The sequence below is a fragment of the Brachybacterium horti genome (genome assembly GCF_054777615.1).
Genome location: NZ_BAAHAM010000004.1, coordinates 49,692 through 74,854 on the forward strand (window position 1 = coordinate 49,692; position 25,163 = coordinate 74,854).

At 75.0% G+C, this 25,163-nt stretch carries 26 protein-coding genes; 9 read left to right on the forward strand and 17 right to left on the reverse strand.

Annotated features, from left to right (window positions below):
- Positions 1–32: 32 nt before the first annotated feature.
- From ACYVAP_RS13110 to ACYVAP_RS13125, 4 genes are read right to left on the reverse strand one after another with little or no spacing between them, the layout of a single operon-like run.
- The gene (locus tag ACYVAP_RS13110; RefSeq protein WP_498860974.1) at positions 33–677 is read right to left on the reverse strand and encodes a response regulator; all 645 of its coding nucleotides are present in this window, start codon (positions 675–677) and stop codon (positions 33–35) included.
- Positions 674–1,840: a sensor histidine kinase gene (locus ACYVAP_RS13115; protein ID WP_498860975.1), complete on the reverse strand. Its 1,167-nt coding sequence runs from the start codon at positions 1,838–1,840 to the stop codon at positions 674–676. The genes ACYVAP_RS13110 and ACYVAP_RS13115 overlap by 4 nt, the downstream gene beginning before the upstream one ends.
- A 43-nt stretch (positions 1,841–1,883) precedes the next feature.
- On the reverse strand, positions 1,884–2,711 hold the full coding sequence (locus ACYVAP_RS13120) for an ABC transporter permease (RefSeq protein WP_498860976.1): 828 nt from the start codon (positions 2,709–2,711) through the stop codon (positions 1,884–1,886).
- A 32-nt stretch (positions 2,712–2,743) separates the two neighbouring features.
- Positions 2,744–3,658 (reverse strand): ABC transporter ATP-binding protein, encoded by a 915-nt coding sequence (locus tag ACYVAP_RS13125; protein ID WP_498860977.1) that lies wholly within the window; start codon positions 3,656–3,658, stop codon positions 2,744–2,746.
- A gap of 88 nt (positions 3,659–3,746) precedes the next feature.
- Here ACYVAP_RS13125 and ACYVAP_RS13130 point away from each other — a divergent pair, with 88 nt between their 5' ends.
- The gene (locus tag ACYVAP_RS13130) at positions 3,747–5,225 is read left to right on the forward strand and encodes an amidohydrolase (protein ID WP_498860978.1); all 1,479 of its coding nucleotides are present in this window, start codon (positions 3,747–3,749) and stop codon (positions 5,223–5,225) included.
- Between the two features lie 21 nt (positions 5,226–5,246).
- Here ACYVAP_RS13130 and ACYVAP_RS13135 read toward each other — a convergent pair whose 3' ends face one another.
- The 3 genes from ACYVAP_RS13135 to ACYVAP_RS13145 are packed head-to-tail and all read right to left on the reverse strand — an operon-like array spanning position 5,247 to position 6,842.
- The gene (locus ACYVAP_RS13135; RefSeq protein ID WP_498860979.1) at positions 5,247–5,612 is read right to left on the reverse strand and encodes a DoxX family protein; all 366 of its coding nucleotides are present in this window, start codon (positions 5,610–5,612) and stop codon (positions 5,247–5,249) included.
- A complete protein-coding gene (locus tag ACYVAP_RS13140) occupies positions 5,609–6,421 on the reverse strand; it encodes a GNAT family N-acetyltransferase (RefSeq protein WP_498860980.1) in 813 nt (270 codons plus the stop codon). Before ACYVAP_RS13140 ends, ACYVAP_RS13135 begins: the two co-directional genes overlap by 4 nt.
- Before the next feature lie 7 nt (positions 6,422–6,428).
- Entirely contained in the window at positions 6,429–6,842 is a 414-nt protein-coding gene (locus tag ACYVAP_RS13145; RefSeq protein ID WP_498860981.1) for a hypothetical protein, read from the reverse strand.
- Positions 6,843–7,091: 249 nt separating this feature from the next.
- On the opposite strand from ACYVAP_RS13145, the gene ACYVAP_RS13150 reads away from it, so the two are divergent.
- Positions 7,092–8,033: a serine protein kinase RIO gene (locus ACYVAP_RS13150; RefSeq protein WP_498860982.1), complete on the forward strand. Its 942-nt coding sequence runs from the start codon at positions 7,092–7,094 to the stop codon at positions 8,031–8,033.
- 4 nt (positions 8,034–8,037) lie between these two features.
- Here the strand turns inward: ACYVAP_RS13150 and ACYVAP_RS13155 are convergent, their stop codons facing one another.
- Positions 8,038–9,081 (reverse strand): ABC transporter substrate-binding protein, encoded by a 1,044-nt coding sequence (locus tag ACYVAP_RS13155; RefSeq protein WP_498860983.1) that lies wholly within the window; start codon positions 9,079–9,081, stop codon positions 8,038–8,040.
- A 24-nt stretch (positions 9,082–9,105) separates the two neighbouring features.
- Between ACYVAP_RS13155 and ACYVAP_RS13160 the strand changes: the two genes are divergently transcribed.
- Positions 9,106–10,146 (forward strand): FecCD family ABC transporter permease, encoded by a 1,041-nt coding sequence (locus ACYVAP_RS13160; RefSeq protein ID WP_498860984.1) that lies wholly within the window; start codon positions 9,106–9,108, stop codon positions 10,144–10,146.
- Complete coding sequence (locus ACYVAP_RS13165; RefSeq protein ID WP_498860985.1) at positions 10,143–11,228, forward strand: FecCD family ABC transporter permease; 1,086 nt, start codon at positions 10,143–10,145, stop codon at positions 11,226–11,228. Before ACYVAP_RS13160 ends, ACYVAP_RS13165 begins: the two co-directional genes overlap by 4 nt.
- On the opposite strand, the gene ACYVAP_RS13170 is transcribed toward ACYVAP_RS13165, so the two are convergent.
- The 3 genes from ACYVAP_RS13170 to ACYVAP_RS13180 form a co-directional block, all read right to left on the reverse strand.
- The gene (locus ACYVAP_RS13170; RefSeq protein WP_498860986.1) at positions 11,206–12,069 is read right to left on the reverse strand and encodes an N-acyl homoserine lactonase family protein; all 864 of its coding nucleotides are present in this window, start codon (positions 12,067–12,069) and stop codon (positions 11,206–11,208) included. The two genes, ACYVAP_RS13165 and ACYVAP_RS13170, sit on opposite strands and share 23 nt — an antisense overlap.
- 2 nt (positions 12,070–12,071) lie before the next feature.
- Complete coding sequence (locus ACYVAP_RS13175) at positions 12,072–12,713, reverse strand: TetR/AcrR family transcriptional regulator (RefSeq protein WP_498860987.1); 642 nt, start codon at positions 12,711–12,713, stop codon at positions 12,072–12,074.
- Between the two features lie 81 nt (positions 12,714–12,794).
- A complete protein-coding gene (locus tag ACYVAP_RS13180) occupies positions 12,795–13,337 on the reverse strand; it encodes a TetR/AcrR family transcriptional regulator (RefSeq protein WP_498860988.1) in 543 nt (180 codons plus the stop codon).
- 107 nt (positions 13,338–13,444) lie between these two features.
- Here ACYVAP_RS13180 and ACYVAP_RS13185 point away from each other — a divergent pair, with 107 nt between their 5' ends.
- Positions 13,445–14,959, forward strand: coding sequence for an MFS transporter (locus ACYVAP_RS13185; protein WP_498860989.1), 1,515 nt, complete (start codon positions 13,445–13,447; stop codon positions 14,957–14,959).
- 3 nt (positions 14,960–14,962) lie between these two features.
- Here the strand turns inward: ACYVAP_RS13185 and ACYVAP_RS13190 are convergent, their stop codons facing one another.
- Complete coding sequence (locus ACYVAP_RS13190) at positions 14,963–15,538, reverse strand: VOC family protein (RefSeq protein WP_498860990.1); 576 nt, start codon at positions 15,536–15,538, stop codon at positions 14,963–14,965.
- 80 nt (positions 15,539–15,618) lie between these two features.
- On the opposite strand from ACYVAP_RS13190, the gene ACYVAP_RS13195 reads away from it, so the two are divergent.
- Positions 15,619–16,497, forward strand: a complete 879-nt coding sequence (locus ACYVAP_RS13195; RefSeq protein ID WP_498860991.1) for a maleylpyruvate isomerase N-terminal domain-containing protein — start codon at positions 15,619–15,621, stop codon at positions 16,495–16,497.
- 7 nt (positions 16,498–16,504) lie between these two features.
- Positions 16,505–17,227 (forward strand): GNAT family N-acetyltransferase, encoded by a 723-nt coding sequence (locus ACYVAP_RS13200; RefSeq protein WP_498860992.1) that lies wholly within the window; start codon positions 16,505–16,507, stop codon positions 17,225–17,227.
- Here ACYVAP_RS13200 and ACYVAP_RS13205 read toward each other — a convergent pair.
- The 4 genes from ACYVAP_RS13205 to ACYVAP_RS13220 form a co-directional block, all read right to left on the reverse strand.
- Complete coding sequence (locus ACYVAP_RS13205) at positions 17,210–17,692, reverse strand: DnaJ family domain-containing protein (protein WP_498860993.1); 483 nt, start codon at positions 17,690–17,692, stop codon at positions 17,210–17,212. The two genes, ACYVAP_RS13200 and ACYVAP_RS13205, sit on opposite strands and share 18 nt — an antisense overlap.
- The gene (locus ACYVAP_RS13210) at positions 17,689–18,159 is read right to left on the reverse strand and encodes a YdcF family protein (protein WP_498860994.1); all 471 of its coding nucleotides are present in this window, start codon (positions 18,157–18,159) and stop codon (positions 17,689–17,691) included. Before ACYVAP_RS13210 ends, ACYVAP_RS13205 begins: the two co-directional genes overlap by 4 nt.
- Positions 18,160–18,313: 154 nt before the next feature.
- Entirely contained in the window at positions 18,314–18,781 is a 468-nt protein-coding gene (locus ACYVAP_RS13215; protein WP_498860995.1) for an SRPBCC family protein, read from the reverse strand.
- 4 nt (positions 18,782–18,785) lie between these two features.
- Positions 18,786–19,826, reverse strand: coding sequence for a GNAT family N-acetyltransferase (locus ACYVAP_RS13220; protein WP_498860996.1), 1,041 nt, complete (start codon positions 19,824–19,826; stop codon positions 18,786–18,788).
- 149 nt (positions 19,827–19,975) lie between these two features.
- On the opposite strand from ACYVAP_RS13220, the gene ACYVAP_RS13225 reads away from it, so the two are divergent.
- Positions 19,976–21,043: a MerR family transcriptional regulator gene (locus ACYVAP_RS13225; protein ID WP_498860997.1), complete on the forward strand. Its 1,068-nt coding sequence runs from the start codon at positions 19,976–19,978 to the stop codon at positions 21,041–21,043.
- A 36-nt stretch (positions 21,044–21,079) separates the two neighbouring features.
- Complete coding sequence (locus tag ACYVAP_RS13230) at positions 21,080–23,194, forward strand: oxidoreductase (RefSeq protein WP_498860998.1); 2,115 nt, start codon at positions 21,080–21,082, stop codon at positions 23,192–23,194.
- 4 nt (positions 23,195–23,198) lie between these two features.
- Here the strand turns inward: ACYVAP_RS13230 and ACYVAP_RS13235 are convergent, their stop codons facing one another.
- A complete protein-coding gene (locus ACYVAP_RS13235; protein WP_498860999.1) occupies positions 23,199–25,163 on the reverse strand; it encodes a penicillin-binding protein in 1,965 nt (654 codons plus the stop codon).

Sequence of the window (25,163 nt, forward strand, 5' to 3'; positions counted from 1 at the left end):
CGCAGAAGCCTACGCGGCCCCGGTGCCGGGCGTCAGAGCCAGCCGTTGTCCGTGGCGGAGCGCACCGCCTCGGCGCGGTTGGTGACGCCGAGCTTCCCGATCACGGAGGAGAGGTGGTTGCGCACGGTCCCCTCGGAGAGAAACACGCGCGCCGCGATGTCACCGGTGGTCCCGCCGAGCGCGGCGGCGCGCAGCACCTCGGTCTCCTTCGCGGAGAGCGGATTCGGGCCGGCGGCGAGGGACTGTGCGGCGAGCTCGGGGTCCACGACGCGCAGGCCCTGGTGCACGCGCCGCACCGCGTCGACGAGCCGCTCGACGGGGGCGTCCTTGACCATGAAGCCGCCCGCGCCGGCCTCGAGGGTCCGGCGCAGGTAGCCGGCGCGGCCGAAGGTCGTCAGCACGATCACGCGGGTCGGCGAGCCGGAGGCGTGCAGGCGCTCGGCGACCTCGAGGCCGTCGGCCGGGCCGGGCTCGCCGCCCGCCCGGGTGCCGGCAGGCATCTGCACGTCCAGGAGCAGGACGTCCGGCCGGGCCTCCTCGACGAGGTCGAGGGTCTCCGCGCAGGTCGCCGCCTCGCCGATGACCTCGAGGTCGCTCTCGAGGCGGAGCAGCGCGGCGAGGCCGCTGCGGAGGATGGCCTGGTCGTCGGCGAGCGCGACGCGGAGCGGGGCGGTCATGCGGGGACTCCTTCGGTGAGGCGCGGGAGGCGCGCGGTGAGCCGCGTGCCGGTGTCGTCGGAGTCCACGTCGAGGGTGCCGCCGTGCTCCTCGACGCGGCGCGCGAGGCCCGCGAGGCCGCTGCGGGCGCGACCCTCGGGGATGCCGGCGCCGTCGTCGGCGACCTGCACGAGGTCCTCCTCGAGGCGGATCGTGCAGCGGGACGCGCGGGCGTGGCGCACCACGTTCGTGACGCCCTCGCGGATGACGTAGCCGAACAGCTCGGCGCGGTCGTCCGGCAGGGCGGGCAGGGCCGGGGGCACCTCCGGCCTCACGCCCGCCGCCTCGAGCACGCTGCGGGAGGAGGCGATCTCGCTCGCGGCGCGCACCTGCTGCATGCCGCTCGCCGTGGTGCGGACGTCCGCGAGGGACTGCCGGGAGATCCTCTCGATCTCGGCGAGCTGCGCCTTCGCCGCGGCGGGGTCCGCGTCCAGGAGCCGCTGGGCGAGCTGCGCGGAGACCGTGATGGTGGTGAGGGAGTGGCCGAGGATGTCGTGGAGGTCGCGGCCGATCCGCTCGCGCTCCGCGGCGACGGCGAGGACGGCGCTGCGCCGCTCCGCCGCGTCGAGCTTCTCCTGCAGGATCGAGCGCTCGATCCCCTCGGCGACGCCGAGGGAGAGCACGACGCCCACGAGCGCGAGGATGATCGCGATCGGCTGCTCAAGGACGACGGCGATCGGCACCGCGACCGCGGCGAGGCCCGGCACCACGAACCTCGCCACCCTGATCGGCAGCAGGATCCCGTGCATGACCTGCACGAACATGATCATGTAGAGGATCTCGCCGTGGATCAGGAGACCCAGCAGGCCCAGCACGACCCAGCTCGCGCCGAGCCAGACGAGGCGGTCCCGCACCGGGTAGGCGCGCATCCCCGCCGTGTACGCGAACAGCAGCGCGTAGACGAGGCACAGCGCGGTGACGACCACGGCCCGCACGGGCGACAGCTCGGTCCACGCGGGGATCAGCACGTAGAGCAGGAAGAGCAGCGAGGGCGCGTTGTAGGCGAGGGCCCCGGAGGCCCGCGCCGCCTGGTGGACGCCGCGCGGCGTGCGCGGGAACTCGAGCCCGACGGCGCCGGCCGTGCGGGACCGTCGTCGTCGCCGGCGCGCGGTCTCGGTGGTCATGGCCCCAGTCTCCCCTCTCCTGCTCCGCCGCGGTGGCGGGGCGTCAGCGTCGGGAGGCGCCGCGGGCGGCGCGGCGCAGCAGCAGCGCGCAGACCAGCGCGAGGCCGACCGCCCACGCGGCGAGCGTCACGACGCCGCGCACCGGGAGGTCCTCACCGATGATCCCCCAGGCGCCGAGCCGGCCGAGCCAGTAGGTGGGCGTGTACAGCGAGACGCTCTGCAGCCAGTCGGGGAACATCTCGAAGGGGAACCAGAGGCCGCCCACGAGGGCCAGCATCATCATGCCGATCGTGGTGACGGGGCCGACGGCGCTCGGCTTGAGCGCGAGCCCCACGGCGAGGCCCAGCAGGACCAGCGGGACCATGCCGACCCAGAGGGTGAGCAGGGAGCGCGTGAGCTCGAGGGCGCTGAGGTCGATCCCGGCGAGCAGGATGCCCGCGAGGAACACGCCGAGCAGGGCGGGCAGCACGACGACCATCGCGGCGACGAGCTTGCCGGCGACGAAGCTGCGGGGCATGAGCCCGGCGACCATGAGCTGGCGCAGCCAGCCGTTGCTGCGCTCGGTCTGGATGATCGCGCCCGCGTTGATCGCGGCGCCGAGGCCGCCGTACGCGGCCATGTTCACCATGATGAAGGTGCCGACGCTCTGCCCGGCCTCCCCGGAGGCCTGGGTGCCGTAGATCTGGTTGAACATGAGGAACATGAGCACGGGCAGGGCGATCGTGAAGAACACGAACATGCCGTTGCGCAGGGTGGTGCGGGTCGTGGCGACGGCGTAGCGGGCGGTGCGCACGAGCTGCGGGACGGTGCGCGGCCCGGCGAGGGTGTGCGAGACGGGAACGGGCTCTGCGGCGGTGGGGACAGCGGTCATGACGGGCTCCTGGGTCTCGGGGTGCGGGCTGGTCAGTGGGTGGTGAGCTGGAGGAACGCGTCCTCGAGGCTCGGGGTGGTGACGGCGATGTCGCGCGCCGCGCCGGTCGCGCCGAGCCCCCCGGGCGCGAACAGGGCCGCGAGGGTCGCATCGGAGTCGGTGGTCGCGAGGCGCAGCCGGCCGTCCTCGAGCAGGTCCACGGCGCTGACGCCGGGCAGGGCCGCGAGCGGGGCGGCGTCGGTCGCGCCGCCGCGCAGGGCGAGGGTGAGGACCCGCCCGCCGATCCGCTCCTTGATCTGGGCGCCGGTGCCGTCGGCGACGATGCGGCCGCGGTCCATGACGACGACGCGGCCGGCCTCCTGGTCCGCCTCCTCGAGGTAGTGGGTCGCGAAGAGGACGGTGCGGCCCTCCGCGGCGACGTGGCGCATGCGCTCCCAGAAGCGGCGGCGGGTCTCGACGTCCATCGCGACCGTCGGCTCGTCCAGCAGGATCACCTCCGGGTCCGGCAGGAGGGCGAGGGCGAAGCGGACGCGCTGGGCCTCGCCGCCGGAGAGGCGGGAGGTGCTCCTGCGGAGCAGGCCGGAGACATCGGCCCGCTCGATGACGTCGTCGAGCGGGAGCGGGTGCGCGCAGACCCCGGCGACGAGCGAGAGCAGCAGCCGCACGGGCACGTCCTCGAGCAGCGTGCCGTTCTGGAGCATCGCACCGACGCGCCCCTCCTGGGCGGCGGTCACGGGAGCGGTGCCGCACACCTCGACCGTGCCGGAGTCCGGGGTGGCGAGGCCGAGGATCATCTCGGTGGTCGTGGACTTGCCGGCGCCGTTGGGGCCCAGCAGGGCGAGCATCTGGCCGCGGGGGACGGTGAGGTCCACGTGGTCCACGGCGGTGAGCTCGCCGAAGCTCTTCGTGAGCCCGGTGAGCGCGAGGGCGGGGGTCGTGTCGTTCATGGCTCCACCCTCCGCCGGGGAGGCGGGGCGGGCCCATCGGCCGCCGTCACGACCTGCCCATGACGGCTGTCATGGGTACCCTGCCGGGGTGCTCGTGCGTGACGTGCGCCTGCTCGGCGCCTCCTCCCCCGTGGACCTGCTGCTGCGTGACGGCCTGATCGCCGCGATCGGCCCCGACCTGCCCCGGGAGGGCGAGGAGATCCTCGAGGCGGGCGGCGCGCTCGCGATCCCCGGCCTGTGGGACCACCACGTGCACGCGGGGCAGACGGCGCAGGGCTACGCCCGGCTCGACACCTCCGCGGCGGGCTCCGCGGAGGACGTCGTGCAGCTCGCACGGGAGGCGCTCGCGGCGCGGGAGCCGCACGACCGCTCCGCGCTCGTGGGCTTCGGGCACCGGCTCGTGGACCTCACCGGGGAGCCGACGGTCGCCGCGCTCGACGCGGTGGGCGGTGACGACGGCAGCGGGGTGCCGATCGTGCTGATCGGCGGGGACGCGCACCACGCCTGGATGAGCTCCGCCGCGCTCCGGGGCCTGGGCCTCCCGCCGCGCACGGGGATCGTCGCGGAGGACGAGTGGTTCGACGCGGTCCCGCACCTCGACGACCTGCCCGGCGTCGCCGCCGGCCTCGCCGCGGGGATCCTCCGCCTGCAGGAGGACGCGCTGGCCTGCGGGCTCGTGGGGCTCACGGACATGGAGTGGGCGGAGAACTGGCGGCTGTGGCAGGGGCGCGGGGCGCGCATGCGGGTGCGCGCGGCGACCTACGCCTCGGGGCTCGACACGGTGCCGGGACCGACGGGCACACCGCTCACGGCCGACGGCCTCGTGACGATGGGCCCGCTCAAGGTCATCGCGGACGGCTCCCTGGGCTCCCGCTCCGCTTACTGCCGCCATCCCGGCGGGCCGGTCGGCGTGCTCAGCGACTACGCCCACGAGCTGCCCGCCCTGCTGGGGCGTGCGGCGACCCTCGGTCTCGAGCCGGCGGTGCACGCGATCGGCGACGCGGCGGTGGGCGTGGTGCTCGACGCCTTCGCGGAAGCGGGCGTCGCGGGCCGGATCGAGCATGCCCAGCTGCTCGCGGACGAGGACGTGGCCCGGATGGCGGCGCTCGGGGTGCGCGCCTCGGTGCAGCCCGCGCACCTGCTGGACGACCGCGACCCCACCGAGGAGTTCCTGCCCGGCGCCGCACGGCTCGCCTACCGATTCCGCGACCTGGCGGACGCGGGGGTGGAGCTGCTGCTGGGCTCGGACTCCCCGGTCGCCCCGGTGGACCCGTGGCTCGCGATGGCCGCGGCGGTGCACCGCAGCGCCGATCATCGTCCCGGCTGGTTCCCCGACCAGCAGCTGCAGCCGCGCGAGGCGCTCGCCGCCTCGACCGACGGGATCCGCTCCCTCGCCGTGGGCGGCCCCGCGGACCTCGTGCTGCTCGAGGAGGATCCCTTCGGCGACGTGCCCCTCGGGGCCGACGGGCTCCTCGTGGACGCCGCCGCCCGCGAGGCGGCCGCACGGCTCCGCGCGGTGCGCCCGCTCGCGACCCTCGTCGCCGGGGGCCTCGCCTTCTCCCGCTGAGGATCGGAGGCCGCCGGCCGATCAGCGTCTCCCGGCTCCCACAGCCTGGGCGATGAGGACCCCCTGGAGCGGCAGTCGCCCCAGGGCGACCGCGCGACGCAGCAGAGAGGCGTCACGGGAGTCCAGCGCCATCTGGACGTTCGCCGGGAACACGGCGACCAGCAGGGCCACCGCCGCGGCACTGCCCCAGCCGCGGGTCCGGGGCGACATGAGCAACCCCGCGACGACGAGCTCGGCGCCGCCCGAGGCGAGGGTGTAGGACCGGGCGCGGCCGGGCAGCGCACGGGGCACGATCTGGTCGAACACGGACGGCGCGGCGAAGTGGAGGACGCCCATCCCCCCGAACAGGACGGCGAGGAGACGGCGATGGGGGTCGGGAGAGCTCACCCCGTGAGGGTATCGAGACGCCTGACGCGCACCCAGGGCGTGGTGGTGGAGACGCGCGTCAGACCGGAACGCTCGAGGATGGGCTCGGAGAAGGGCGTCGAGTCGCTGTGGACGTAGCGGAAGCCCTGCGCGAGGGCGGCGCGGGCGCGGGCGGCGGTGAGCGCCCGGTACAGGCCCCGGCCGCGGAAGGCGGGCAGGGTCGCCCCGCCCCAGAGGCCCACGAAATCCGTGCCGGGCACGGTGACGAGCCGCCCGGCGGAGGCCATCTCCCCGTCGACCTCGGCGACCCAGAGCTGCGTCCCTTCCCCGGCGGCGACGGCCTCGACGAGGGCATCGGCCCGGGTGGTGTCGACCTGCTGGCCGAAGGCGCGGTCGGTCATGGCGCTCACGGCGCGGACGTCCTCCGCCTCGAGCGCGCGCCGCACGCGGGAGCCCGGGGCGAGCGGGACCTCGGCGGTGAGTCCGGTGAGCGGGCCGATCATGATCGCCTCGGTCTCCTCCGCCGCGAAGCCGTGGCCGGCGAGGGCCTCCTCGAGGCCGGGGACGTGGTCGTGCCCGCGGGTCTTCCACTCGATCTCGCCGGCGCCGGCCTCCTGCAGCCTCTCGACGGCGGCGCCGACGAGGGCGGGAAGTTCGGTCTCCGCCGCGAGCGTGCGGTACGTGACGAAGCCTCCGCCGCCGGGATGCACGGCGAGGGTGAGCGGCCCGAGCCGCGCGGACCACCCGGCGCCGAGCACCTCGGTGCCCTCGCGCAGCTGCGCGTCGTAGAGGGCGAGCAGCTGCGCGGGGGCGGTGTCGGAAGTGGTCACCCGGGCATCATGCCGTGCGGGAGAACAGATCGAAGAACTCGTCGGCGAGGACGACCTCGACCTCGTCCGGCAGGTCGGAGACGAGCTCGAGCGCGTGGCTGGGCGTCCAGCTCCACGCGTTGATGAGCCCCGCGATGAACAGCGGTCCCTTCCCGCCGTGCTCCTGGATCTTCTCGAGCAGCGCCGCGCGGAGCACGTCGACGCCGCCGGGCGGGTAGAACATGCCGATCAGCGGCACGGCGGCGCCGGGCTCGGAGATCGTCCCGGCCTCGTCGGTCTGCATGATGCCGCGCAGGGGCACGTCCCGGGCGTAGGCCTCGAGGACCCGGAGCGGGAGTGCGGGGCTGACGTGATCGTCGCCTCCTCCTGAAGGGGGTGGGGTGGCTCCTGCGGGTCGGGCTGCGACGAACCCAGCGATCACTTCCCACGAGGGAACGGGGATCCGCTGAATCGGTTGAGCCGCGTCGTTCCGCCCGATCCCGCCGTGGACGTCTATTCGCTCGACGGGGCCGACGGCCGCCGTCTACGGTGTGCGCAGTCGCCGCCCCACGCGGGGCGCGCCCCGAGGAGAGGAGGACCCCATGGCTGTCACCGTGCTGACCCCTGCCGTCCTCCACCACCCCTCGACCCGCTGAGCTCCTGCGGGTCCCTCTCCCCGGGAGACACCCCCATGACCTCGTCCTTCGACTGGGACACCTTCTACTCCGCCTCGCTCGTCTCCTCCGGCCTCGCCGATCCCGACGAGTTCCCTTCCGTGCCCGACGAGCCCGGCCCCGACCAGCGCTGGTCCACGTGGCCGCAGACGGCCCACACGATGGATCGCGGCCCGCAGCCCTTCCCCGACTGGGTCGTGCAGCACGACGGCGCGATCGACACCGAGCTCGGCGTGCTCAAGACGGGCAAGGAGGCCGACGCCTTCCTGCTCGAGCGCGCCCTGCCCGAGCACCGGCGCACCGGCGCCCCCGGCGAGCGCGCGCTCTACGTCGCCAAGCGCTACCGCTCCGAGAAGCACTCCTCCTTCCACCGCACGGCGCAGTACACGGAGGGCCGGCGGGTGAAGGACTCGCGGGAGGCGCGCGCGATCGCCAAGGGCACCGCCTTCGGCCGGGAGGCGGCCGCGGACCGCTGGGCGCGCGCCGAGTTCGACGTCCTCACCCGCCTGAGCGCCGCGGGCCTCCCCGTCCCGTACCCGGTGCAGGTGCAGGGCACCGAGCTGCTCATGGAGTTCGTGGGCACCGAGCACGCGACGGACGGGACACCGGGCACGCCCACCGCCGGGGCGCGCCTGCACGAGGCCCGCCCCGAGCCGGACCTCGCGGACCGCTGGGCGGCGCAGCTGCGGCGCGTCGTCGTCACGCTCGGCGAGGAGCTGGGCCTCGTCCACGGGGACCTCTCCCCCTACAACGTGCTCGTGGACCCCCGCAGCGGCGGGCAGGACCTCGTGGTGATCGACGTGCCGCAGGTGCTGGATCTCGTGGCGAACCCGCACGGCGAGGAGTTCCTGCGCCGGGACTGCCGCAACGTGTGCACCTGGCTCGGCGCCCACGGAGCGGATCCGCGCCTCGTGGACGCCGAGGAGTGGGTCGCCGCCGCGATGCCGCGGGCCCGCTGAGGGCTCAGGCCAGGGTCTCCTGCAGCGTGGTGAGCACGTGGCGGGCGGCCGTCGGTCCGGTGTTGAGGTAGAAGGCGTCGTCGTCCACCTCGACGGCATGGTCGGCGGCCACGGCGCCGAGCGTGGGCCACAGCGCGAGCGAGGTCAGCTCGGACTCGTCGCCTCCCTGGACGCCGTAGAGGATCCAGTCGGCGTCGGCCTGGTCGAGCTGCTCGGCGCTGATGTCGACGGAGGTCGTGTCGGTGAAGGCCTGGGACTCGGGGCGGGAGAGCCCGGCGTCCTCGGCGACGGAGCCGGAGAAGGAGGCGACGCCGAACACGCGGGTGCGGTCGCCGTTCTTGCGCAGGAAGGAGACGGTCGGGTCCCCCTCGACGGCCTCGCCCATGGCGGCGGCGTCGGCGTGGAACTCGTCGAGCCAGGTCTGCGCCTGCTCGGTCCTGCCCAGTGCGTCCGCGAGCAGCAGCAGGTCCTGCTTCCAGTACAGGCCCGTGCCCTGGGTGGCGACGGTCGGCGCGATCTCGCTCGCGCTCGCGACGAAGGTCTCGACGTCGTCCTTCCCGGCGACGTTGAGCACGATGAGGTCCGGGGCGAGGTTCGCGATCGTCTCGAGGTCGGGGTCGACCCGGCTGCCCACGAAGGTGACCTCGTCGAGCTGCGCCTTCTGCTCGGCGAAGGCCTCGGCGAGGTAGGCGGGGACCATGTCACCGCCGTCGCCGGCTGTCGAGCCGACGGGGACGAGGCCGAGGGTGAGCAGGGCGTCCATCTGCCCGGTGGAGATGACGACGACGCGGGCGGGCTCCGTCTCGATGGTGGTCTCGCCGGCGAAGTGGACGACGGTGCGGGGGAAGACGCCGTCGGCCTCGCCGCTGCCCTTGCCCTCCGGCATGGTGCGCGGGGTGGTGGGCTCCGTCGCGGCGGCGACCCCGCCGCCGTCGCTCGCCGGGCTGCCGCTTCCGGTGGCGTCCGCGCAGGCGGCGAGGGCGAGCAGGGCGGCGGGGGCGGCGAGACCGAGGGCGAGGCGACGCGAAATGCGGGAAGAGGCTGTCATGTAAATAGCTTAGGGTCACCTCACGTGACGCTCCTTCATCCGTCCACCGTGACGCCGCCCGCATCCCCGCCCCGCCGCCGCGCCCTGCCGCTCGGGGTGCTGGGCGGCGGGCTGCTCGCGCTCGGGGGGCTCGTGCTGCTGAGCCTCGCGCTCGGATCGAACCCGATCGGGATCGACGAGGCCTGGCGGGGCCTCGTCCATCCGGACGGCTCGCGCGAGGCGATCATCGTGTGGCAGCTGCGGATGCCGCGCACCCTGCTCGCGATCGGCGCCGGCTGCGGGCTCGCCGTCGCAGGGGTGCTGATGCAGGCCCTCACCCGGAACCCGCTCGCGGAGCCCGGACTGCTGGGCGTCAACGCGGGCGCCTCCTTCGCGGTGGTCATCGCGATCTCCGCGCTCGGTGCGAGCGGCGTCGGGGAGTACTTCTGGTGGGCGCTGCTCGGCGCCGGGCTCGCGGCCGGTTTCGTGCACGCCGTGAGCACACGCCGCTCCCGGGCGAGCGACCACGCACGACTCGTGCTCGCGGGCGCGGCGCTCAGCGCGTGCCTCGGCGCCTGCACGGGGATCATCACCCTGTTCGACACCGACGCCTTCACCTCCTACCGCCTCTGGATGGTCGGCTCGGTCGCCGATCGCGGCACGGAGCCCCTGCTCGCGCTCGCCCCGGCGCTCGGGGTCGGCCTCCTGCTCGCGGCCGTCTCCGCCCCGGCGCTGAACGCGCTCGCCCTCGGGGACGACCAGGCGACCGCCCTCGGGGTGCGGCTTCCCGTGCTCCGCGTGACGACCTTCGCCGCGATCACGCTGCTGGCGGGGGCGGCGACGGCCGCGGCCGGGCCGATCGGCTTCGTGGGGCTCGTCGTCCCGCACGTGCTCCGGCTGCTCGTGGGGGTGGACCAGCGGCTCGTGCTCGCGCTCTCGGCGGTGCTCGGGCCGGTGCTCGTGCTCGGCGCCGATGTGCTGGGACGCCTGGTCGCGCCGCCCGGCGAGCTCGAGGTCGGCATCGTCACCGCGGCGATCGGCGCCCCCGTGCTCCTCGCCCTCGTGCTCTCGGCGAGGTCGCGATGACGGCGCCGACGGTGCGACCCCGCCTGGTCCCGGCCGGCCACACGCTGCTGCGGCTGCCGGGAGGGATCAGCCTGCTCGTGCACCGCGGCACCGCCGTCGTCACCGCCGTGCTCACGCTCGCCGCCGTCGGCCTCGCGCTCGCCACGGTCCTCACCGGCGCCTACGAGATCACCGCCGGGGAGGCTCTGCGCACCCTCACCGGCGGCGGGAGCGACCTCGACCGCTTCGTCGTGGTCGGGCAGCGCGTGCCGCGCGTGATCGCGGCGGCGCTCGTGGGGCTCGCGCTCGCGGGAGCCGGCGCGATCTTCCAGTCGCTCTCGCGGAACCCGCTGGGCAGCCCGGACATCATCGGCTTCACGACCGGCGCGGCGACCGGCGGTCTCGCGGTCATCCTGCTCGCCGGATCGGCGACCGCGGGGACCGTGGGTCTCGGCACCTTCGCGGGCGGGCTCCTCACCGCCGCCGCGGTGGTGGCCGTCGCCGCCCGGCGGGGCCTCACCGGCGACCGTATCGTGCTGGGCGGGATCGCGATCGCGGCGCTGCTCGCGGCGGTCAACGACTACCTGCTCACGCGCGCCCCGATCGAGCAGGAGGAGACGGCCCGCGCCTGGCAGCACGGGAGCCTCAACGCGATCACCTGGGGGCCGGTGCTCCCGCTCGCGATCGCCCTCGCGGTGCTCGTGCCGCTGGGCCTCTCGCAGTCGCGGTCCCTGCGCGCCCTCGAGCTCGGCGACGACCTCGCCGCCGGATTGGGCCTGCCGCTGCGGCGGGCCCGGCTGCTCGCGATCGCCTGCGGGGTGGGGCTCACGGCGGCCGGGGTCGCGGTCGCGGGGCCGATCGGGTTCCTCGCCCTCGCGGCCCCGCAGCTCGCGCGCCGCCTCGCCCGCTCCCCCGGCGTCTCGCTGCCGCCGGCGATGGCGATGGGGGCGTGCCTGCTCGTCGGCGCGGACCTCCTCGCGCAGCGCCTGCTCGCGCCGTTCCAGATCCCTGTCGGCCTCGTGACCGCCGCGATCGGCGGCGCCTACCTGGTGTGGCTGCTGCTGTTCTCGCCGCGGGCGCTCAGCGCAGCGGCGAGGGCGTGAAGGGCTCCCGCTCGGCGAGCCGACGGGCGGCGTCCGGGTCGTGTGCGGGCAGCAGGACCACGGGGCGGCTGCGCGCGAACTCCTTGATGCGGCGCAGCTGGTCGATCGCGAGCGCGGGGTCGTTGTTCACGCCGTCCGTGTGCTCCTGGTCCAGGAGGGCCTGGTCGTAGGTGACGTCGCCGCCGAGGAGGTAGGTGGCGTCGTCGGCGAGGACGACCACGGACATGTGGCCGGGCACGTGGCCCGGGGTCGGCACGCCGAGCACGCGGCCGTCGGCCGTGATCGGGTACGTGCGGTCCCAGGGGCCCAGGGCGGGACCGGTGAGGCGCAGGCGCTCCGGGGTGAAGCCCGCGGGCCAGTGCTGCGGGACGGCGCCCTCGACGGTCGCGCGGAAGGGCTTGCGGTAGAAGTCCCAGTGCTCCTCGGAGACGAGGATCCGCCGCGCGGAGGCGAGGTCGCCGAGCCCGTCGCCGTGGTCGTGGTGGAGGTGGGAGACCACGACGGCCTGGAGGTCCTCGGGGCGCAGCCCGCGCTCGGCGAGCCGGGCGCCGATGCCCTCCTCGGGGGCGACGTGGATGTCCACGGCGCGATGGAAGAACGGCTGCCACCAGGGCAGCCAGCCCTTCTCGGTGGAGTGGGGGGACTCCCCTGTGTCGAAGAGGATCGGGCCGTCGGGGTGGTCGATGAGGTAGGTGTTGATGGGCAGCGGCTCGGTCCAGCCGCGGTCCCCGGCGATCACCTTGAGACGGCGCAGGAGCACCGGGCGCGTGGCGCTCTGGGTGCGGTGGCTGGGGCGGATGCGGATGGTCCCGGTCTCCAGGACGGACAGCGACGCGGACATGGTCAGGACTCCTCAGGGGTGGGATCGGCCGGATCGGCCGACGGGGCGGGGCGACCGAGGCCGCCGACGACGGTGTGCAGGACGAGGTCCCGCAGGACGGGGGCGAGCTCGGTGACGGGCCGGCGGTCCTCCTCGCCGAGGTGGACGAGGATCGTCCAGACGACCCCTGCGGCGAGCGAGGTCGAGGCGGTCCCGGGCGACAGGGGCCCCCGGGCGAGATCCGGGGAGAGCGGGGAGCTCTCCCGGAGGCGGGTGGCGAGGAAGTCGACGGCACGGACGTGGACCTCGATGCCGCCGGGTCCGCGCAGCGCCCGGGCGAAGAAGTCCGCATGGGGCTCGAGCCGGCGGAGGATGCCGAGGAAGGCGGCCTCCATAGCCGCGGAGCGCTCGGCCTCGGGGACCGCGGGGGTGAGCGTCATCCCCGCGAAGGCCTCCTCGAGGCGGCTGAGCGCGGCGTCCGCGAAGGCGGTGGGCAGGTCGCCGAAGGCGGCGTAGAAGGTGGGCCGGGTGACGCCGGCCTCGGTGACGATGTCGGTGACGGTGATCGACTCCGGGGAGCGCTCGTCCAGGAGGCGGAGGGTGGCCTCGCGGAGTCGCCCGAGGGAGCGGCTGCCGGAGCGGGAGCCGGTCAACTCTTTACGCATGTAAAAACTGTAGGGCGCCCACAGACCCTCCGCAACGGAGAGGCGGCACCGGCGTGACGAGGGTCGCCCCGAGGGCAGGCGTCAGACCCGGCCCTCCCGCAGCCGCGCGACGACCGCGAGCAGGCCGTCGAGATCACGGGAGCCCGCGGCGGTGCCGTCGGGGGCGCTCGATCCGCCGAGCACGGCGTTGTAGTACAGCCCGTCGCCGATCAGCATGATCGCCTCGGCGGCGGCGGGGTCGCCCACCTCCTCGAGGATCAGCGCGAGCCAGCTCGCGCGGACGTCGGCGAAGGCGCGGCGGACGGGGGCGTCCTCGGTCCAGGAGAGCCGGGAGGCCGCGACGAGCGTGCGGTCGAAGGCGGTGTCCTCCCAGACGGAGGAGCGCACGTAGTAGGCGGAGGGGCCGTCGGGCGCGGAGGCCATGAGCTCGAGGTCCGCGGCGGCGAGGTCGCGCAGGCGGCCGGCGAGGCCGTCGAAGAGCGCGCTCTTCGAGGGGAAGTGGTAGAGCAGGCCGCCCTTGGAGACGCCGGCGCGGGCGGCGACGGCGTCGAGGGTCGCGGCGCGCTCGCCGTCGTCGATGAGCAGGCCCTCGAGGGCGTCGAGCAGATCTTCACGGGCGGACATGACGAGCACCATAGGCGCTCGCGCTTTACTGTACCGTCTGGACGGTTTAGCGTAAGCGTGTCGCCGGCCGTGGCGGCACCCCCGATCCGCTCCGAGGAGGCGAGACCATGTCGACCCACGTCCCTACCACCGCCGTGACCACCGCGCGGAGCCGCTGGGCCGCCCTCGTGGTGCTCGTGCTCCCGGTGCTGCTGATCTCGGTGGACAACACCGTGCTCTCCTTCTCGCTTCCCGCGCTCTCCACCGCCCTGCAGCCCAGCGGCGCGCAGCTGCTGTGGATCGTGGACATCTACCCGCTGCTGCTCGCCGGCCTGCTGGTCCCCATGGGCTCCCTCGGCGACCGGCTGGGCCGTCGCCGCCTGCTGCTCATCGGCGCGGCCGGCTTCGCGCTCGTCTCCGCCGTCGCGGCCTTCGCCCCGAGCGCCGGCGCGCTCATCGCCCTCCGCGCCGGGATGGGCGTCTTCGGCGCGATGCTCATGCCGGCGACGCTCTCGCTGATCCGCAACATCTTCACGGACGCCGAGGAGCGCCGGCTCGCGATCGCGATCTGGGCGGCCGGCTTCTCCGGCGGCTCCGCGCTGGGACCGATCATCGGCGGCCTCCTGCTCGAGCACTTCTGGTGGGGCTCCGTGTTCCTGCTCGCCCTGCCGATGCTCGTCCCGCTGCTCGTGCTCGCCCCGAGGCTCGTGCCCGAGTCCCGCGACCCGCGGCCGGGCCCCGTGGATCCCGCCTCGATCGCGCTGGTCATGGCCACGATGATCCCGCTCGTGTGGGCGATCAAGACCTTCGCCCACGACGGCGTGACGGTGGGCGTGGTGCTCGCCGCGGGCCTCGGCCTGCTGAGCGGTCTCGCCTTCGTGCGCCGCCAGCTGGTGCGCCGCGACCCGATGCTCGACGTGCGCCTGTTCGCGGTGCCCGCCTTCAGCGCCTCGATCGCCGCGAACCTGCTCAGCGTGTTCTCGCTCGTGGGCTTCCTGTACTTCGTCGCCCAGCACCTGCAGCTGGTCTCCGGCCGCTCCCCGGTGCAGGCCGGCCTGCTGCTCCTGCCCGGGCTCGTGCTCACCGTGCTCATGGGCCTGCTCGTGGTGCGCCTCGTGCGGCGGGTGCGGCCCGCCCACGCCATGGCGGTGGGCCTCGTGCTGAACGCCGTCGGCTACGCGGTCATCCTCACCGGCGGCCGCGCCGGATCCGACGCCGCCCTCGTCGCCGCGTTCATGATCCTCGGCGCGGGCGTGGGCATGGCGGAGACGATCTCCAACGACCTCATCCTCTCCGCGGTCCCCGCGCAGAAGGCCGGCGCGGCCTCGGCGATCTCGGAGACCGCCTACGAGACCGGCGCCGTGCTCGGCACCGCGGTGCTGGGCAGCGTGCTCAACGCCGCCTACCGCGCCCACGTCGAGCTGCCGGAGGGCCTCACCGCCGCGCAGTCCGCCGCCGCCGGGGAGACCCTGGGCGGGGCGACCTCCGTCGCCGCCCAGCTCCCCGCGGGCGTCGGCGAAGCGCTGCTCGACTCCGCCCGCCACGCCTTCGACTCGGGCGTGACGATCACGGCGAGCGTGGGCCTCGTGCTCATGCTCGCCGCCGCCGGGATCGTGCTGCTCACGCTCCGCCCCCGGGCCTGAACCTCAGCTCCCCGGCGCGGGGGCGGGCAGCAGGCACAGCACGTTGCCGGAGGGGTCCTCGAAGACCCGCCACGGCAGCGTGGGATCCTCCGTCACCTCGCGGCCGCCGCGGCGCACCAGCTCCGCGGCGGCCGCGTCCGGCTCCTCCCCCGGCGCGAGCCGCATGTCGAGGTGCGCACGGTTCTTGAGCGGCCCCGCGGGCGCGGACTCCGGCACGAGCCGCAGCAGCGGGCCCTCGCCGGAGGGGTGGCGGAGCCCGTCGGCCTCCGGCTCCCAGGCCGAGAGCCAGGTCCAGAAGGCGAGGTCGCGGGGGACGTCCGCGCTCTCGAGGCGGATCTCCTCGAGCCGCTCCCGCCCCTGCTCCCCCGGGCCCAGCACGAGGTGCAGCCGCTCGGGCTCCTCCTCCGCCTCCGGCACGGCGATCACGCACAGGTCCAGGAAGGCCTCCCCGGGCAGATGGATCCGGGTCTCGACACCCTCGGGCAGCGTGGTGAGCCGCTCGGTGCCCAGCCGCTCCTCCCATGCCGGCCCGGTGACGAGCGGCTCCACGGCGTCGATGACCACGTTCTCCAGATGCATGGCCCCAGTCTCGACGCCCCGCTCCGCCCTGTCGTCCCATTTCGGTTGTGGGGCCCTCCCTGTCGTGCTTGGCTCAGCCCATGACACCCTCACCGTCCCCCGCCGCCCTCCCCGATCCTCTCGCCCTCATCGACGCGGAGGCCGGCCGCTCCTCCTCCGTCCTCGCGGCGACCGACCCCGCCGCCCCCGTCCCCACCTGCCCGGACTGGACCGCCCTGGACCTGCTGTGGCACGTCACCGAGGTCCACGAGTTCTGGGCGTCCGTGCTCGCCACAGAGGCCCGCACCGACGAGGACGCCGAGAAGGCCGACGGTATGAAGGACCCCCGGCCCGAGGGCGAGGACGCCCGCGAGCACCTCGTCGAGCGGCGCGCCCGGGCCACCGCCTCGCTGCTCGCCCAGCTCGAGAAGCGTCCTGACGACCAGGCCGCATGGTCGTGGTTCTCCGCGGACCAGAGCGTGGGCTTCACGCGCCGGATGCAGGTGCACGAGGCGACCATGCACCGCGTCGACGCCGAGCTCACGGCCGGCGCCGAGACCCTCTCCCCGATCTCCGAGGAGGTCGCGGCCGACGGTCTCGACCACGCCGTGGCGGTGATGTTCGCGGCGGGCCACGACTGGATCCCCGAGTGGGCGGAGCTCTCCCCGCTCACCCTGCTGCGCCTGCTGCCCGAGGGCGGGGAGGCGCTGGACGTCGAGATCGCGCACTGGACCGGGACCCGTCCCCGCGACGGGCAGGAGTTCGACCACCTCGTCGCGCGACCGCTCCCGGAGGACGCCGACCCCGACGCCCTCCCCTTCGCGCAGGCGGAGGGCACCGCGCTCGCGATCTACCTGTGGCTGTGGGGCCGCTCGCCGGGCCTGGACCGCCTGCCCGGCGGCGCCCAGCAGGTGGAGCTCTCCGGGGACGAGGACGCCGTCCCCCACGTCATCGATCTGCTCGCCCAGGGCATGGACTGAGGACGCCGTGTTCTCCCCGCTCGTCCGCGCGCAGTGGATCCCGGATGCCGCCCGCACCACGGCGTCGGATCGGGTGGCGGTCGCCGTCGACCCCACGCTCTCCGAGCGGAGGTCCGTGTCGCTGCTGCATCCCGATGAGGGCCCGTCGATGCTCACGCTCTCCCCCGCGCGATCGGACCAGCTCGATCTCGCCGGCGGCGAGGACGTCGAGCCCGGGGAGCTCCGGACCCGGCTCGAGGGGCACGGGATCACCCTGAACGATCCGGACGTGCTGTTCTTCCTGCCCCTTGCGGCGCAGGCGGCGCTGTGCGCCGAGGGGCCCGATCCCCGCACCCGCGAGCTGACCGCCGCGGACGCCCCGCTGTTCGAGGAGTTCACCCGCGCGGCCCCGGAGGACGATCTCGACGAGGCGTTCGTCGAGCTCGATCACTGGCTCGTCGTCGGCACCCTCGTGGAGGGGCGGCTCGCGAGCGCCTCGAGCATGTACCCCTGGGGGGAGACCCGCTTCGCGGACCTCGGCGTCATCACGCTGCCGGAGCAGCGGGGGCAGGGGCTGGGCCGTGCCACGGTGAGGGGCATCAGCGCGGCGGCCCTCGATCGCGGCGACGAGCCGCAGTACCGGTGCCAGGTCGAGAACACGTCCTCGATCGCCCTCGCGGAGTCCGCCGGGTTCCGGCGGCTCGGCACCTGGGAGATCATCGACGCGGAGCGGTCACGCCCGATCGCCTGAGCTCCCGCCGAGCAGGCGGCGCCACCAGGGCCGGCGCCGCGCCGCGGTCTCCACGACCGGTGCCGGCACCACCGGCTCCTCCCGCTCCGCGCGCAGCTCGCGCCAGCGCTCGACGGCGGCGTCGGCCGGCATCTCGGGGGCGAGCATGCGGGCCATCGGGCTCGCGGCGCGATCCTCGCGCACACGCCGCGTGAAGTCGTCCGCGTACTCGCGCACGGACTGCTCGTCGGGCAGCTCGCGGAGGGTCTCGTCCCGCTGCTCGTGCTCGCGGCGCAGCAGGACGACGACGGGCAGGAGCGCGTCGCGGTCGACGTCCTCCTCGTCGAGGCGCTGCTTGATCCACCAGTCCGGGTCGTGCGTGCTCGGCAGCCTCAGCGGCTTGCCGGCGCCGGGGAGGTCGTCGAAGTCGCCGCGGGCGATCGCCTGCTCGATCTCGCCCTGGACCCTGGCCTCCTCGCGGTTCATGCCCTCCAGGATCCCAGCATGCGTGCGCGGCGCAAGCCCTCGATGCCGATCACGGCCTCCGCGGGGCGCAGCCACCAGCCCTCGAGCGGGCGGGAGCGGTCCGCGGGGGCGAGGTGCGCGGCAAGGTCGGGGCGCAGGCGGCGCAGGAACTCCTGAGCGCGCAGCTCGTGCAGCGGGTCCGAGGCGAGGACGATGCGGTCCGCGCCTTCGAGGAAGGGCACGGACAGGCGCACGTTGTCCTCGGTGGAGCGGCTCTCGGTCTCGAGGGCGAGGGCGCCCCGGTAGCCGAGCGGTCCGCGCAGGTGCGCGGCCATGAGCTCGGCCTCGGGGACGGTGGAGCGCACGGCGCCGCCGCTGAGCACGAGCAACGAGGAGGCGGCGCGGGGGTGGCGGGAGCGGAGCCCCCGCTCGAGCCGGCGCCGGTTCACGCCGTTGAGCTCACCGGGCGCGTTGCCGTAGCCGAGCACGACGACGACCTCCCGTCGCGGCGCCGCCGGGCCGGGCGACGCCGCAGCGCGGACGGCGCGGGTCGCCTGCAGGGCCGCGGCGCCGGAGAGCGCGAGCAGCCCCGCGGCGGTCGCGGCGGTGACGAGCAGCGCCCGCCGGAGACCGCTCAGCGGGTCACCGTCCCTCGACGAGGGCGGCGAGGCGGTCCACGGAGGCCTGCAGGTTCGCGCTCGTGGTGGCGCGGGCTTTGACGATCCGCGCCTCGTCCTCGAGCGCGGTCCAGTCGTAGGTGTGGGTGACGCGGGTGCGGCCGTCGCCGAGGTCCACCAGGTCCCAGCGCCACTCGTGGCCCGGGGTGGGCTCGCCCTCCGGGGCGGGCCTCCAGGCGATCGAGCGGCCCTCCTCGAAGACGGTCACATGGTTCTCGCGCACGGAGCCCTTGGTGAGGGTCATGCGGAACACCTCGCCCGCCGCGCGGACCCGCTGGCCCTCGGCGGCGGAGCCGAGGTTGTCGTTGCCGTCCCAGCGGGGCTGCTGGGCGGGATCGGCGATGAGCTCGAAGATCACCGCGGCGGGCGCGGCGACCTCGGCGGAGGCGGTGACGATCCGGGGCTGCCCGTCGACGGGCGATGACGAGGTCATGGCCTCATCCTTCCACGCGCCCCTGATACCCGACCTCGCGGAAGGCGACCTCGTAGCCGAGCTGCTCGTTGATCGCGATCATCCACGGGTTCACGTGCGAGTTGAAGGTGATCAGGCGCCGCACGTGCGGGGCGCGCGCGGCGAGCTCGCGGTGCGTGGCGACCTTGAGTGCGAGGCCCAGGCGGTGCCCGCGGTGATCGGGCATGACCAGCGTGTTCTCCTGCCAGCCGAGGGTCGCCTCCTCCCCCTGCTTGAGGTGGATGACGGAGTTCCCGGCGATGGTGCCGTCCGGCGCGATCGCGACGGACTGGTACTGGAGGATGCCCTGCTCGGCGCGGCGGCGCTCCGACGTGCGGATCCGCTCGGGCGTGTACTCCGGGGCCTCGTACTCGAGGTCCTCGTCGGGGTCGTCGAGGTCGAGCTGGCGCAGCAGCGCCCCGTAGGAGACGAGGTGCTCCTCGGGCACCGGGTCCTCCCAGATCTCTATGCGGTAGTCGGCGAGCTTCTCCTCCGCCTGCGCCCGGAGCTCGTCGAGCATCCCCGCATCCAGCGGCAGCGTGAGCGCACGGCACACGCCGATGTTCCTGCGCGACACCCCGAGCCGGGCGGCGATGCGGTTCGCGGGCAGGGACGGCTCGTCCGGGTCGCCGTCGGCCCCGATCTCGCCCCAGGCGTCGACGAGCGGTCGGCCGGACTCACGGATCGCCGGCAGGAGCGCCTCCTCGACGAGGGCGGTGCCGATCCCCCGGCCGCGGAAGGCGGGGTGCACGGCGCAGCCCACGGAGATCATCTCGAGGTTGTCCTGGAGCGGCTCGAAGGTGCCGGCGCGGCCCACGAGCTGCTCGCCGCCCTCGATCGTCTCCGCGATCGCGACCCAGCGGCGCGAGCGGTGGTAGGGGGTGTCCTCGAGGGTGCTGCGGCGTTGCGCGAGCGTGAAGGGCTGCACGCCGCCGAAGGCGTCGAGGTCGAGCGCCTCGTCGAGGGCGTTGTACTGGATGAGCTCGGCGTCGGAGGCGGGGTCCAGGGGGCGGATCGTCACGTGCATGACGGCAGTCGACCACGGCCTGACCGGCGGCGTCGACGGATTTTCCGCGACCTGCTTGACTCTGCCCCGGGGGCAGTGCCGAGCGTCGTGCGTGCCGGGATCGCCCCGGTGCCCGAGGGATCGGGCGAGGACGACCGACGGGAGACGGCGTGGACCAGGAGCCCCTGCTGAGCATCGGCGAGCTGTCCGCCGTGAGCGGGCTGAGCGCGAAGGCGCTGCGGCTGTACGACGAGTCCGGCCTCCTGCCCCCGCGGCGGGTGGACCCCTTCTCGGGGTACCGCTCCTCCGGCGCCGACCAGGTGCCGCGGGCCCGCCGCATCGCCGCCCTGCGCGGTGTGGGCATGGGCCTGGCCCGGATCGGGGTGCTGCTGGACCTCGAGCCGGCGGCCGCCGCTTGGGAGCTGCGCTCCTGGTGGCGACAGGAGCAGGCCGACTCCCTCTCCCGCGCCGCCGCCGTCGGCCTCCTCGTCCGCGATCTCGGGGAGCTCCCCGAGGAGACCGCCATGACCGACCACCCCACCCTGATCGCCGCCTCCGCCCTGCACCGCGGGCGCGTGCGGCCCGCCCAGCAGGACGCCGTCCTGCACACCGAGCTCGGCCCCGGCATCCTGCTGCTCGCCGTGGCCGACGGCTTCGGCGCGGAGGACGCACTCTCCGCCCGGATCCTCGCGGCGCTCGAGGCGGGCGTCCGGGAGGCGCTCGCCGCCGGGGCGGATCCGACGTCGGCGCTCGAGGAGGCGTGGACGGCGGCCGAGGCGCTCGTCCCCGCGGGCGGCGAGTCCGGCTCGACCCTCACCGCGGCCCTCCTCGCGGGCGGCCGCCTGCACGTGGCCCATGTGGGCGACGGGCGCGCGCTGCTCGTGCACGGCGACCGGGTCGACCCGGTGACCCAGGATCACACGCAGGTGCGCTCGCTCGTCGCCGCCGGGCGCCTCACCGCGGAGGAGGCCGAGGGCCACCCCCAGCGGGCGGTCCTGAACCGGGCCCTCGCCGCGGGCGCGCCGAGCGCGCCCGACCTGCTCATCCGCCGCATCGAGCCCGGGGACCTGGTGGCGCTGCTCTCCGACGGGGTCCATGCGGTGCTCGATCCGGCGCGGCTCGCGAGCCTGCTAACCGGCGCCCATGCACCAGAGGCCCTCGCCGCGCGGATCGTCGAGGAGGCCCTCGGGGCGGGGGCGCCGGACAACCTCGCGCTGGCGCTCGCGCGCGTCGGCTGACACGAGGGGGCGGGCGGGCCTGCGACAATGCTCGGTATGGCCAGCCCGCACCCCTCTGCCGCAGCGTCGCGGTACCGGACCCTGCTCTCCCCGCTCGACCTCGGTCCCCTGACCCTGCGCAACAGGATCGTCATGGGGTCCATGCACACGGGTCTCGAGGACCATCCCGGGGACGTCGGCCGCCTCGCCGCCTTCCTCGGCGAGCGCGCCCGCGGCGGCGCGGGCCTCATCGTCACCGGCGGCTTCTCCCCCAACCGCTCGGGCCGTCTGAGCCTGGACGGCGCGCAGGCGAGCGAGCACCTGCTGCGCCGCCACACCCGGATCACGCAGGAGGTCCACGAGGCCGACGGCCGCATCGTGCTGCAGCTGCTGCACGCGGGCCGCTACGCCGCCCAGCCGCTCGCGGCCTCCGCGACCGCGGGCCGCTCCCCGCTCTCCCCCTTCCGCTCGCGCCGTCTCACGCGCCGCGGCGTGTCCCGCACGATCGAGCAGTTCGCGACCTCCGCCCGGCGGGCCGTCGAGGCCGGCTACGACGGCGTCGAGATCATGGGCTCCGAGGGCTACCTGCTGAACCAGTTCCTCGCCCCGGCGACGAACCGCCGCCGGGACCGCTGGGGCCGCGGCGCAGAGGGCCGGCGGGCGCTGCCGCTCGCGGTCGCCGCCGCCGTGCGCGAGGCGATCGGGCCGGACGCCCTGCTCACCTACCGTCTCTCGCTCGTGGACCTCGTGCCCGGCGGGCAGACCTGGGACGAGACGATCGTGCTGGCCCGCGGCCTGCAGGAGCGCGGCGTGGACGTGCTCTCGAGCGGGATCGGCTGGCACGAGGCGCGCGTGCCCACGATCGTCACCTCCGTGCCGCGGGGCGCCTTCGTGCCGCTCACCGCGCAGCTGCGGCGCGAGGTGGACCTGCCGGTCATCGCCTCGAACCGGCTGCACGACCCGGACCTCGCGGAGTCCGTGGTCGCCCGCGGCGACGCGGACCTCGTGTCGATGGCGCGGCCGCTGCTCGCGGACCCGCACCTCCCCCGCAAGCTCGCCGAGGGCCGCTCGGGGCAGATCGTCGCGTGCATCGCGTGCAACCAGTCCTGCCTGGACAAGGTCTTCGACCACCAGCGGGCGAGCTGCCTGGTGAATCCGCGGGCGGCCCACGAGACGGAGCTCGTGCTCACCCCGGTGGTCCAGCGCCGCGCCCGGAGGGTCGCCGTCGTCGGCGCCGGTCCGGCCGGTCTCGAGGCGGCCCTCGCGGCCGCCGAGCGCGGGCACGTCGTCACCCTCTTCGAGGCCTCGCAGGAGATCGGCGGGCAGCTGCGGCTCGCCGCCCGCATCCCCGGCAAGGAGGACTACGCCCTCGCGCTGCGCTCGTGGCGGATGCGGCTCGCGGCGGCCGGGGTGGGGATCCGCCTCGGCACCCGGCCCTCCGCGGAGGACCTCCAGGAGTTCCACGACGTCATCGTCGCGACGGGCGTGACGCCGCGGCTCGTGGACCTGCCCGGCTTCGCCCCGCAGGCCGAGGCGCCCGCGGCGGGACCGCAGGTCGTCACCTACCAGGACCTGCTCGAGGAGCGCGCGGTCGCCGGGGAGCGGGTCGCGATCATCGGCGCGGGCGGGATCGGCGTGGACGTCGCCGAGTACCTCACGAGTCCCATCCCCTCGGCGACGCTCGACGCCGTGACCTGGCGCGAGCACTGGGGCGTGCTGGACCCCTCGGCGCACCGCGGCGGGGTCGCCGCGCGTCGGACGCCGCCCGAGGCCCCGGCGGATCCGCCGACGGACGGCCGCCGCGCCCGCGAGGTGCACCTGCTGCAGCGCAAGGAGACGAAGATCGGCGCGGGCCTGGGCCGCACGACCGGCTGGGTGCACCGCGCCGAGCTGCGCCGCGCCGGCGTCGTCCAGCACACGGGCGTCGCCTACGAGCGGATCGACGAGCAGGGTCTGCACCTGCTCGAGGACGGCGAGGAGCGGGTGCTCGACGTGGACACGGTCGTGCTGTGCACGGGCCAGGAGAGTGTCACCGGTCTCGCCGCCGAGCTGCTCGAGGCGCGCAGCGGCCGCCTGCCGCGCGTGCACGTGATCGGCGGGGCCGACGTCGCCGCCGAGCTCGACGCGCAGCGGGCGATCCGTCAGGCCGTCGAGGTCGCCGCGGCGCTCTGAGCGCTCACTCGAGGCCCGCGGACTGCGCGGCCTCGAGCACCTGGCGCACGAGCGGCCCGGCGGTCGTCGCGCCGTAGCCGCCGTCCTCGACGAAGGCGCAGACCACGACGTCGCCCTGGGCGGCGACGACCCACGAGTGGAGCTTCGCCTCTCCGCTGGCGTCGGTCCACTCGGCGGTGCCGGTCTTGCCGATGACCTCGCCGCCGGAGAGGTCCCCGAGCTGGCTCGTGAGCGTGCCGTCGGTGACGGTCCGCGCGAGCATGGCGCGCATGTCGGCCGCCTCCTGCTCGGTGAGCGGGGAGGCGACGTCGGTCGTGGCGTCGTCGTCCATGAGGATGCGCGGGTGGACGGTGCTGCCCGAGCTGATGCTCGCGAGCGCGGTCGCCATCGCGAGCGGGGAGGCGAGCACCTTGCCCTGGCCGATGAGGTCCGCGGTGTGCTCGGAGCCCGTGTCCTCCGGGTCCACGGAGCCCATGAACGCGTCGAGGCCCTCGGGGGCGTCCTGGCCGATGCCGAGGGTGGTCGCGGCGTCGACGAGGGCGTCCTGGGAGACGTTCCCGGACTGCAGCACCATCGCCGTGTTGCACGAGTGGGCGATCGCCTCGGCGAGGCTCATCGAGCCCACGAGGGAGCTCTCGAAGGAGTCCGCGTTCTTGTAGGAGCGGCCGTCGACGCTCGCCGTGGCGGGGCAGTCGACCTGCGTGTCCGGGGTGTCGCCGGTGCGGAGCAGGGCGAGGGCGGTCGCCATCTTGAAGGTCGAGCCGGGGGCGTACTGCCCGACGAGGCCGACGGGGTAGGACTGTCCGCTCGGGCCGAGGCCCGTGGCGAGGACCTGCCCGGTCGAGGCGCTCATGGCGATGACGGCGCTCGGCGAGTCCTGTCCGGCGACGGCCGCGGTCGCCGCCTCCTGGAGGTCCGGATCCAGGGTGATCTGGACATCGGTGCCGTCGGTCGGCTCGCTCTCCTCGACGACCTCGCTCGAGCCGTTGACCCCGCGGGCGATGATCTGCAGCCCCTCGGTCCCGACGATCTGGTCGCGGCGGGCGGCCGTCACCCCACCGGAGGAGATGAGCTCGCCCTCGACGATCTCGCCGCCCGACTCCTCCGCGTCCGTCGCGGTCGCCTCGCGGAAGGTGCCGAGCACCCCGGGGGCGTAGCTGCGGTCCGCGGCGAGCGGGAGCGTGCCCTCGACCGCGCTGTAGCCGGGGAGGGCGGCAGCCTTGTCGAGCGGGTACTGGCCCTTCGCGGAGGCACGGATCGTGAGCGCGGGGACGATGCTCGCCGTCTCCCCGGCGTCCTGCGCGTCCTTGACCTTCTGCTCGTAGGAGTCCGCGTCGATGCCGAGCAGGCCCGCGAGCTCCCGCGCGGTCCCGGCGGCGTCCTCGTTCCCGGCGATCCGGGACAGGTCGAGCCCCACGTCGATGACGTCCGTGGGCGCGACCAGGGCGTTCCCCTCCCGGTCGGTGACGGAGCCGGAGGTGCCGCGGGTGATCTCGACGTCGAGGGAGCCGGAGTCGTCGTCGAGCCCCGGGTACACGACGTTCGGGAGCATCGTCGCGGACCACGTGCCGTCGTCGCCGGAGAAGGTCGCCGTGGTCTCGTACGTCCAGGTGCCCATCGGCTCGGGCAGGTCCCAGGTCCAGGTGTACGTCGCGGTGCGGTCGCCGTCCTCCACCTCGCCGGCATCGGTGAGCGCGACGGTGGGCGCGACGCCGGTCGCGGCGACGACGGACGCGGTCACGTGCTCCCGGATCGCGGCCGCCTCCTCGGCGGTGCTCCCGGTGAGCGGGACCCCGGAGAAGTCCCCGCTGTCCAGCGCCTCCGCGAAGGCCTCCGCCTCCGTCCGGCCGCCGTCCGCCCGGGCCCGCCACACAAGCAGCCCGCCCACGACGAGGGCGATCACCGCGAGGGCGGCGACGCCGACGATCCAGGGAGCACGAGGGCGGGAGCGGCGAGCTGAGGTGGCCAT

Coding starts and splice junctions, on each gene's coding strand:
- ACYVAP_RS13110 (WP_498860974.1), bottom strand. CDS start 677: ATGACCGCCCCGCTCCGCGTCGCGCTCGCCGACGACCAGGCCATCCTC.
- ACYVAP_RS13115 (WP_498860975.1), bottom strand. CDS start 1,840: ATGACCACCGAGACCGCGCGCCGGCGACGACGACGGTCCCGCACGGCC.
- ACYVAP_RS13120 (WP_498860976.1), bottom strand. CDS start 2,711: ATGACCGCTGTCCCCACCGCCGCAGAGCCCGTTCCCGTCTCGCACACC.
- ACYVAP_RS13125 (WP_498860977.1), bottom strand. CDS start 3,658: ATGAACGACACGACCCCCGCCCTCGCGCTCACCGGGCTCACGAAGAGC.
- ACYVAP_RS13150 (WP_498860982.1), top strand. CDS start 7,092: ATGACCTCGTCCTTCGACTGGGACACCTTCTACTCCGCCTCGCTCGTC.
- ACYVAP_RS13155 (WP_498860983.1), bottom strand. CDS start 9,081: ATGACAGCCTCTTCCCGCATTTCGCGTCGCCTCGCCCTCGGTCTCGCC.
- ACYVAP_RS13165 (WP_498860985.1), top strand. CDS start 10,143: ATGACGGCGCCGACGGTGCGACCCCGCCTGGTCCCGGCCGGCCACACG.
- ACYVAP_RS13170 (WP_498860986.1), bottom strand. CDS start 12,069: ATGTCCGCGTCGCTGTCCGTCCTGGAGACCGGGACCATCCGCATCCGC.
- ACYVAP_RS13175 (WP_498860987.1), bottom strand. CDS start 12,713: ATGCGTAAAGAGTTGACCGGCTCCCGCTCCGGCAGCCGCTCCCTCGGG.
- ACYVAP_RS13180 (WP_498860988.1), bottom strand. CDS start 13,337: ATGTCCGCCCGTGAAGATCTGCTCGACGCCCTCGAGGGCCTGCTCATC.
- ACYVAP_RS13185 (WP_498860989.1), top strand. CDS start 13,445: ATGTCGACCCACGTCCCTACCACCGCCGTGACCACCGCGCGGAGCCGC.
- ACYVAP_RS13190 (WP_498860990.1), bottom strand. CDS start 15,538: ATGCATCTGGAGAACGTGGTCATCGACGCCGTGGAGCCGCTCGTCACC.
- ACYVAP_RS13195 (WP_498860991.1), top strand. CDS start 15,619: ATGACACCCTCACCGTCCCCCGCCGCCCTCCCCGATCCTCTCGCCCTC.
- ACYVAP_RS13205 (WP_498860993.1), bottom strand. CDS start 17,692: ATGAACCGCGAGGAGGCCAGGGTCCAGGGCGAGATCGAGCAGGCGATC.
- ACYVAP_RS13215 (WP_498860995.1), bottom strand. CDS start 18,781: ATGACCTCGTCATCGCCCGTCGACGGGCAGCCCCGGATCGTCACCGCC.
- ACYVAP_RS13220 (WP_498860996.1), bottom strand. CDS start 19,826: ATGCACGTGACGATCCGCCCCCTGGACCCCGCCTCCGACGCCGAGCTC.
- ACYVAP_RS13230 (WP_498860998.1), top strand. CDS start 21,080: ATGGCCAGCCCGCACCCCTCTGCCGCAGCGTCGCGGTACCGGACCCTG.
- ACYVAP_RS13235 (WP_498860999.1), bottom strand. CDS start 25,163: ATGGCCACCTCAGCTCGCCGCTCCCGCCCTCGTGCTCCCTGGATCGTC.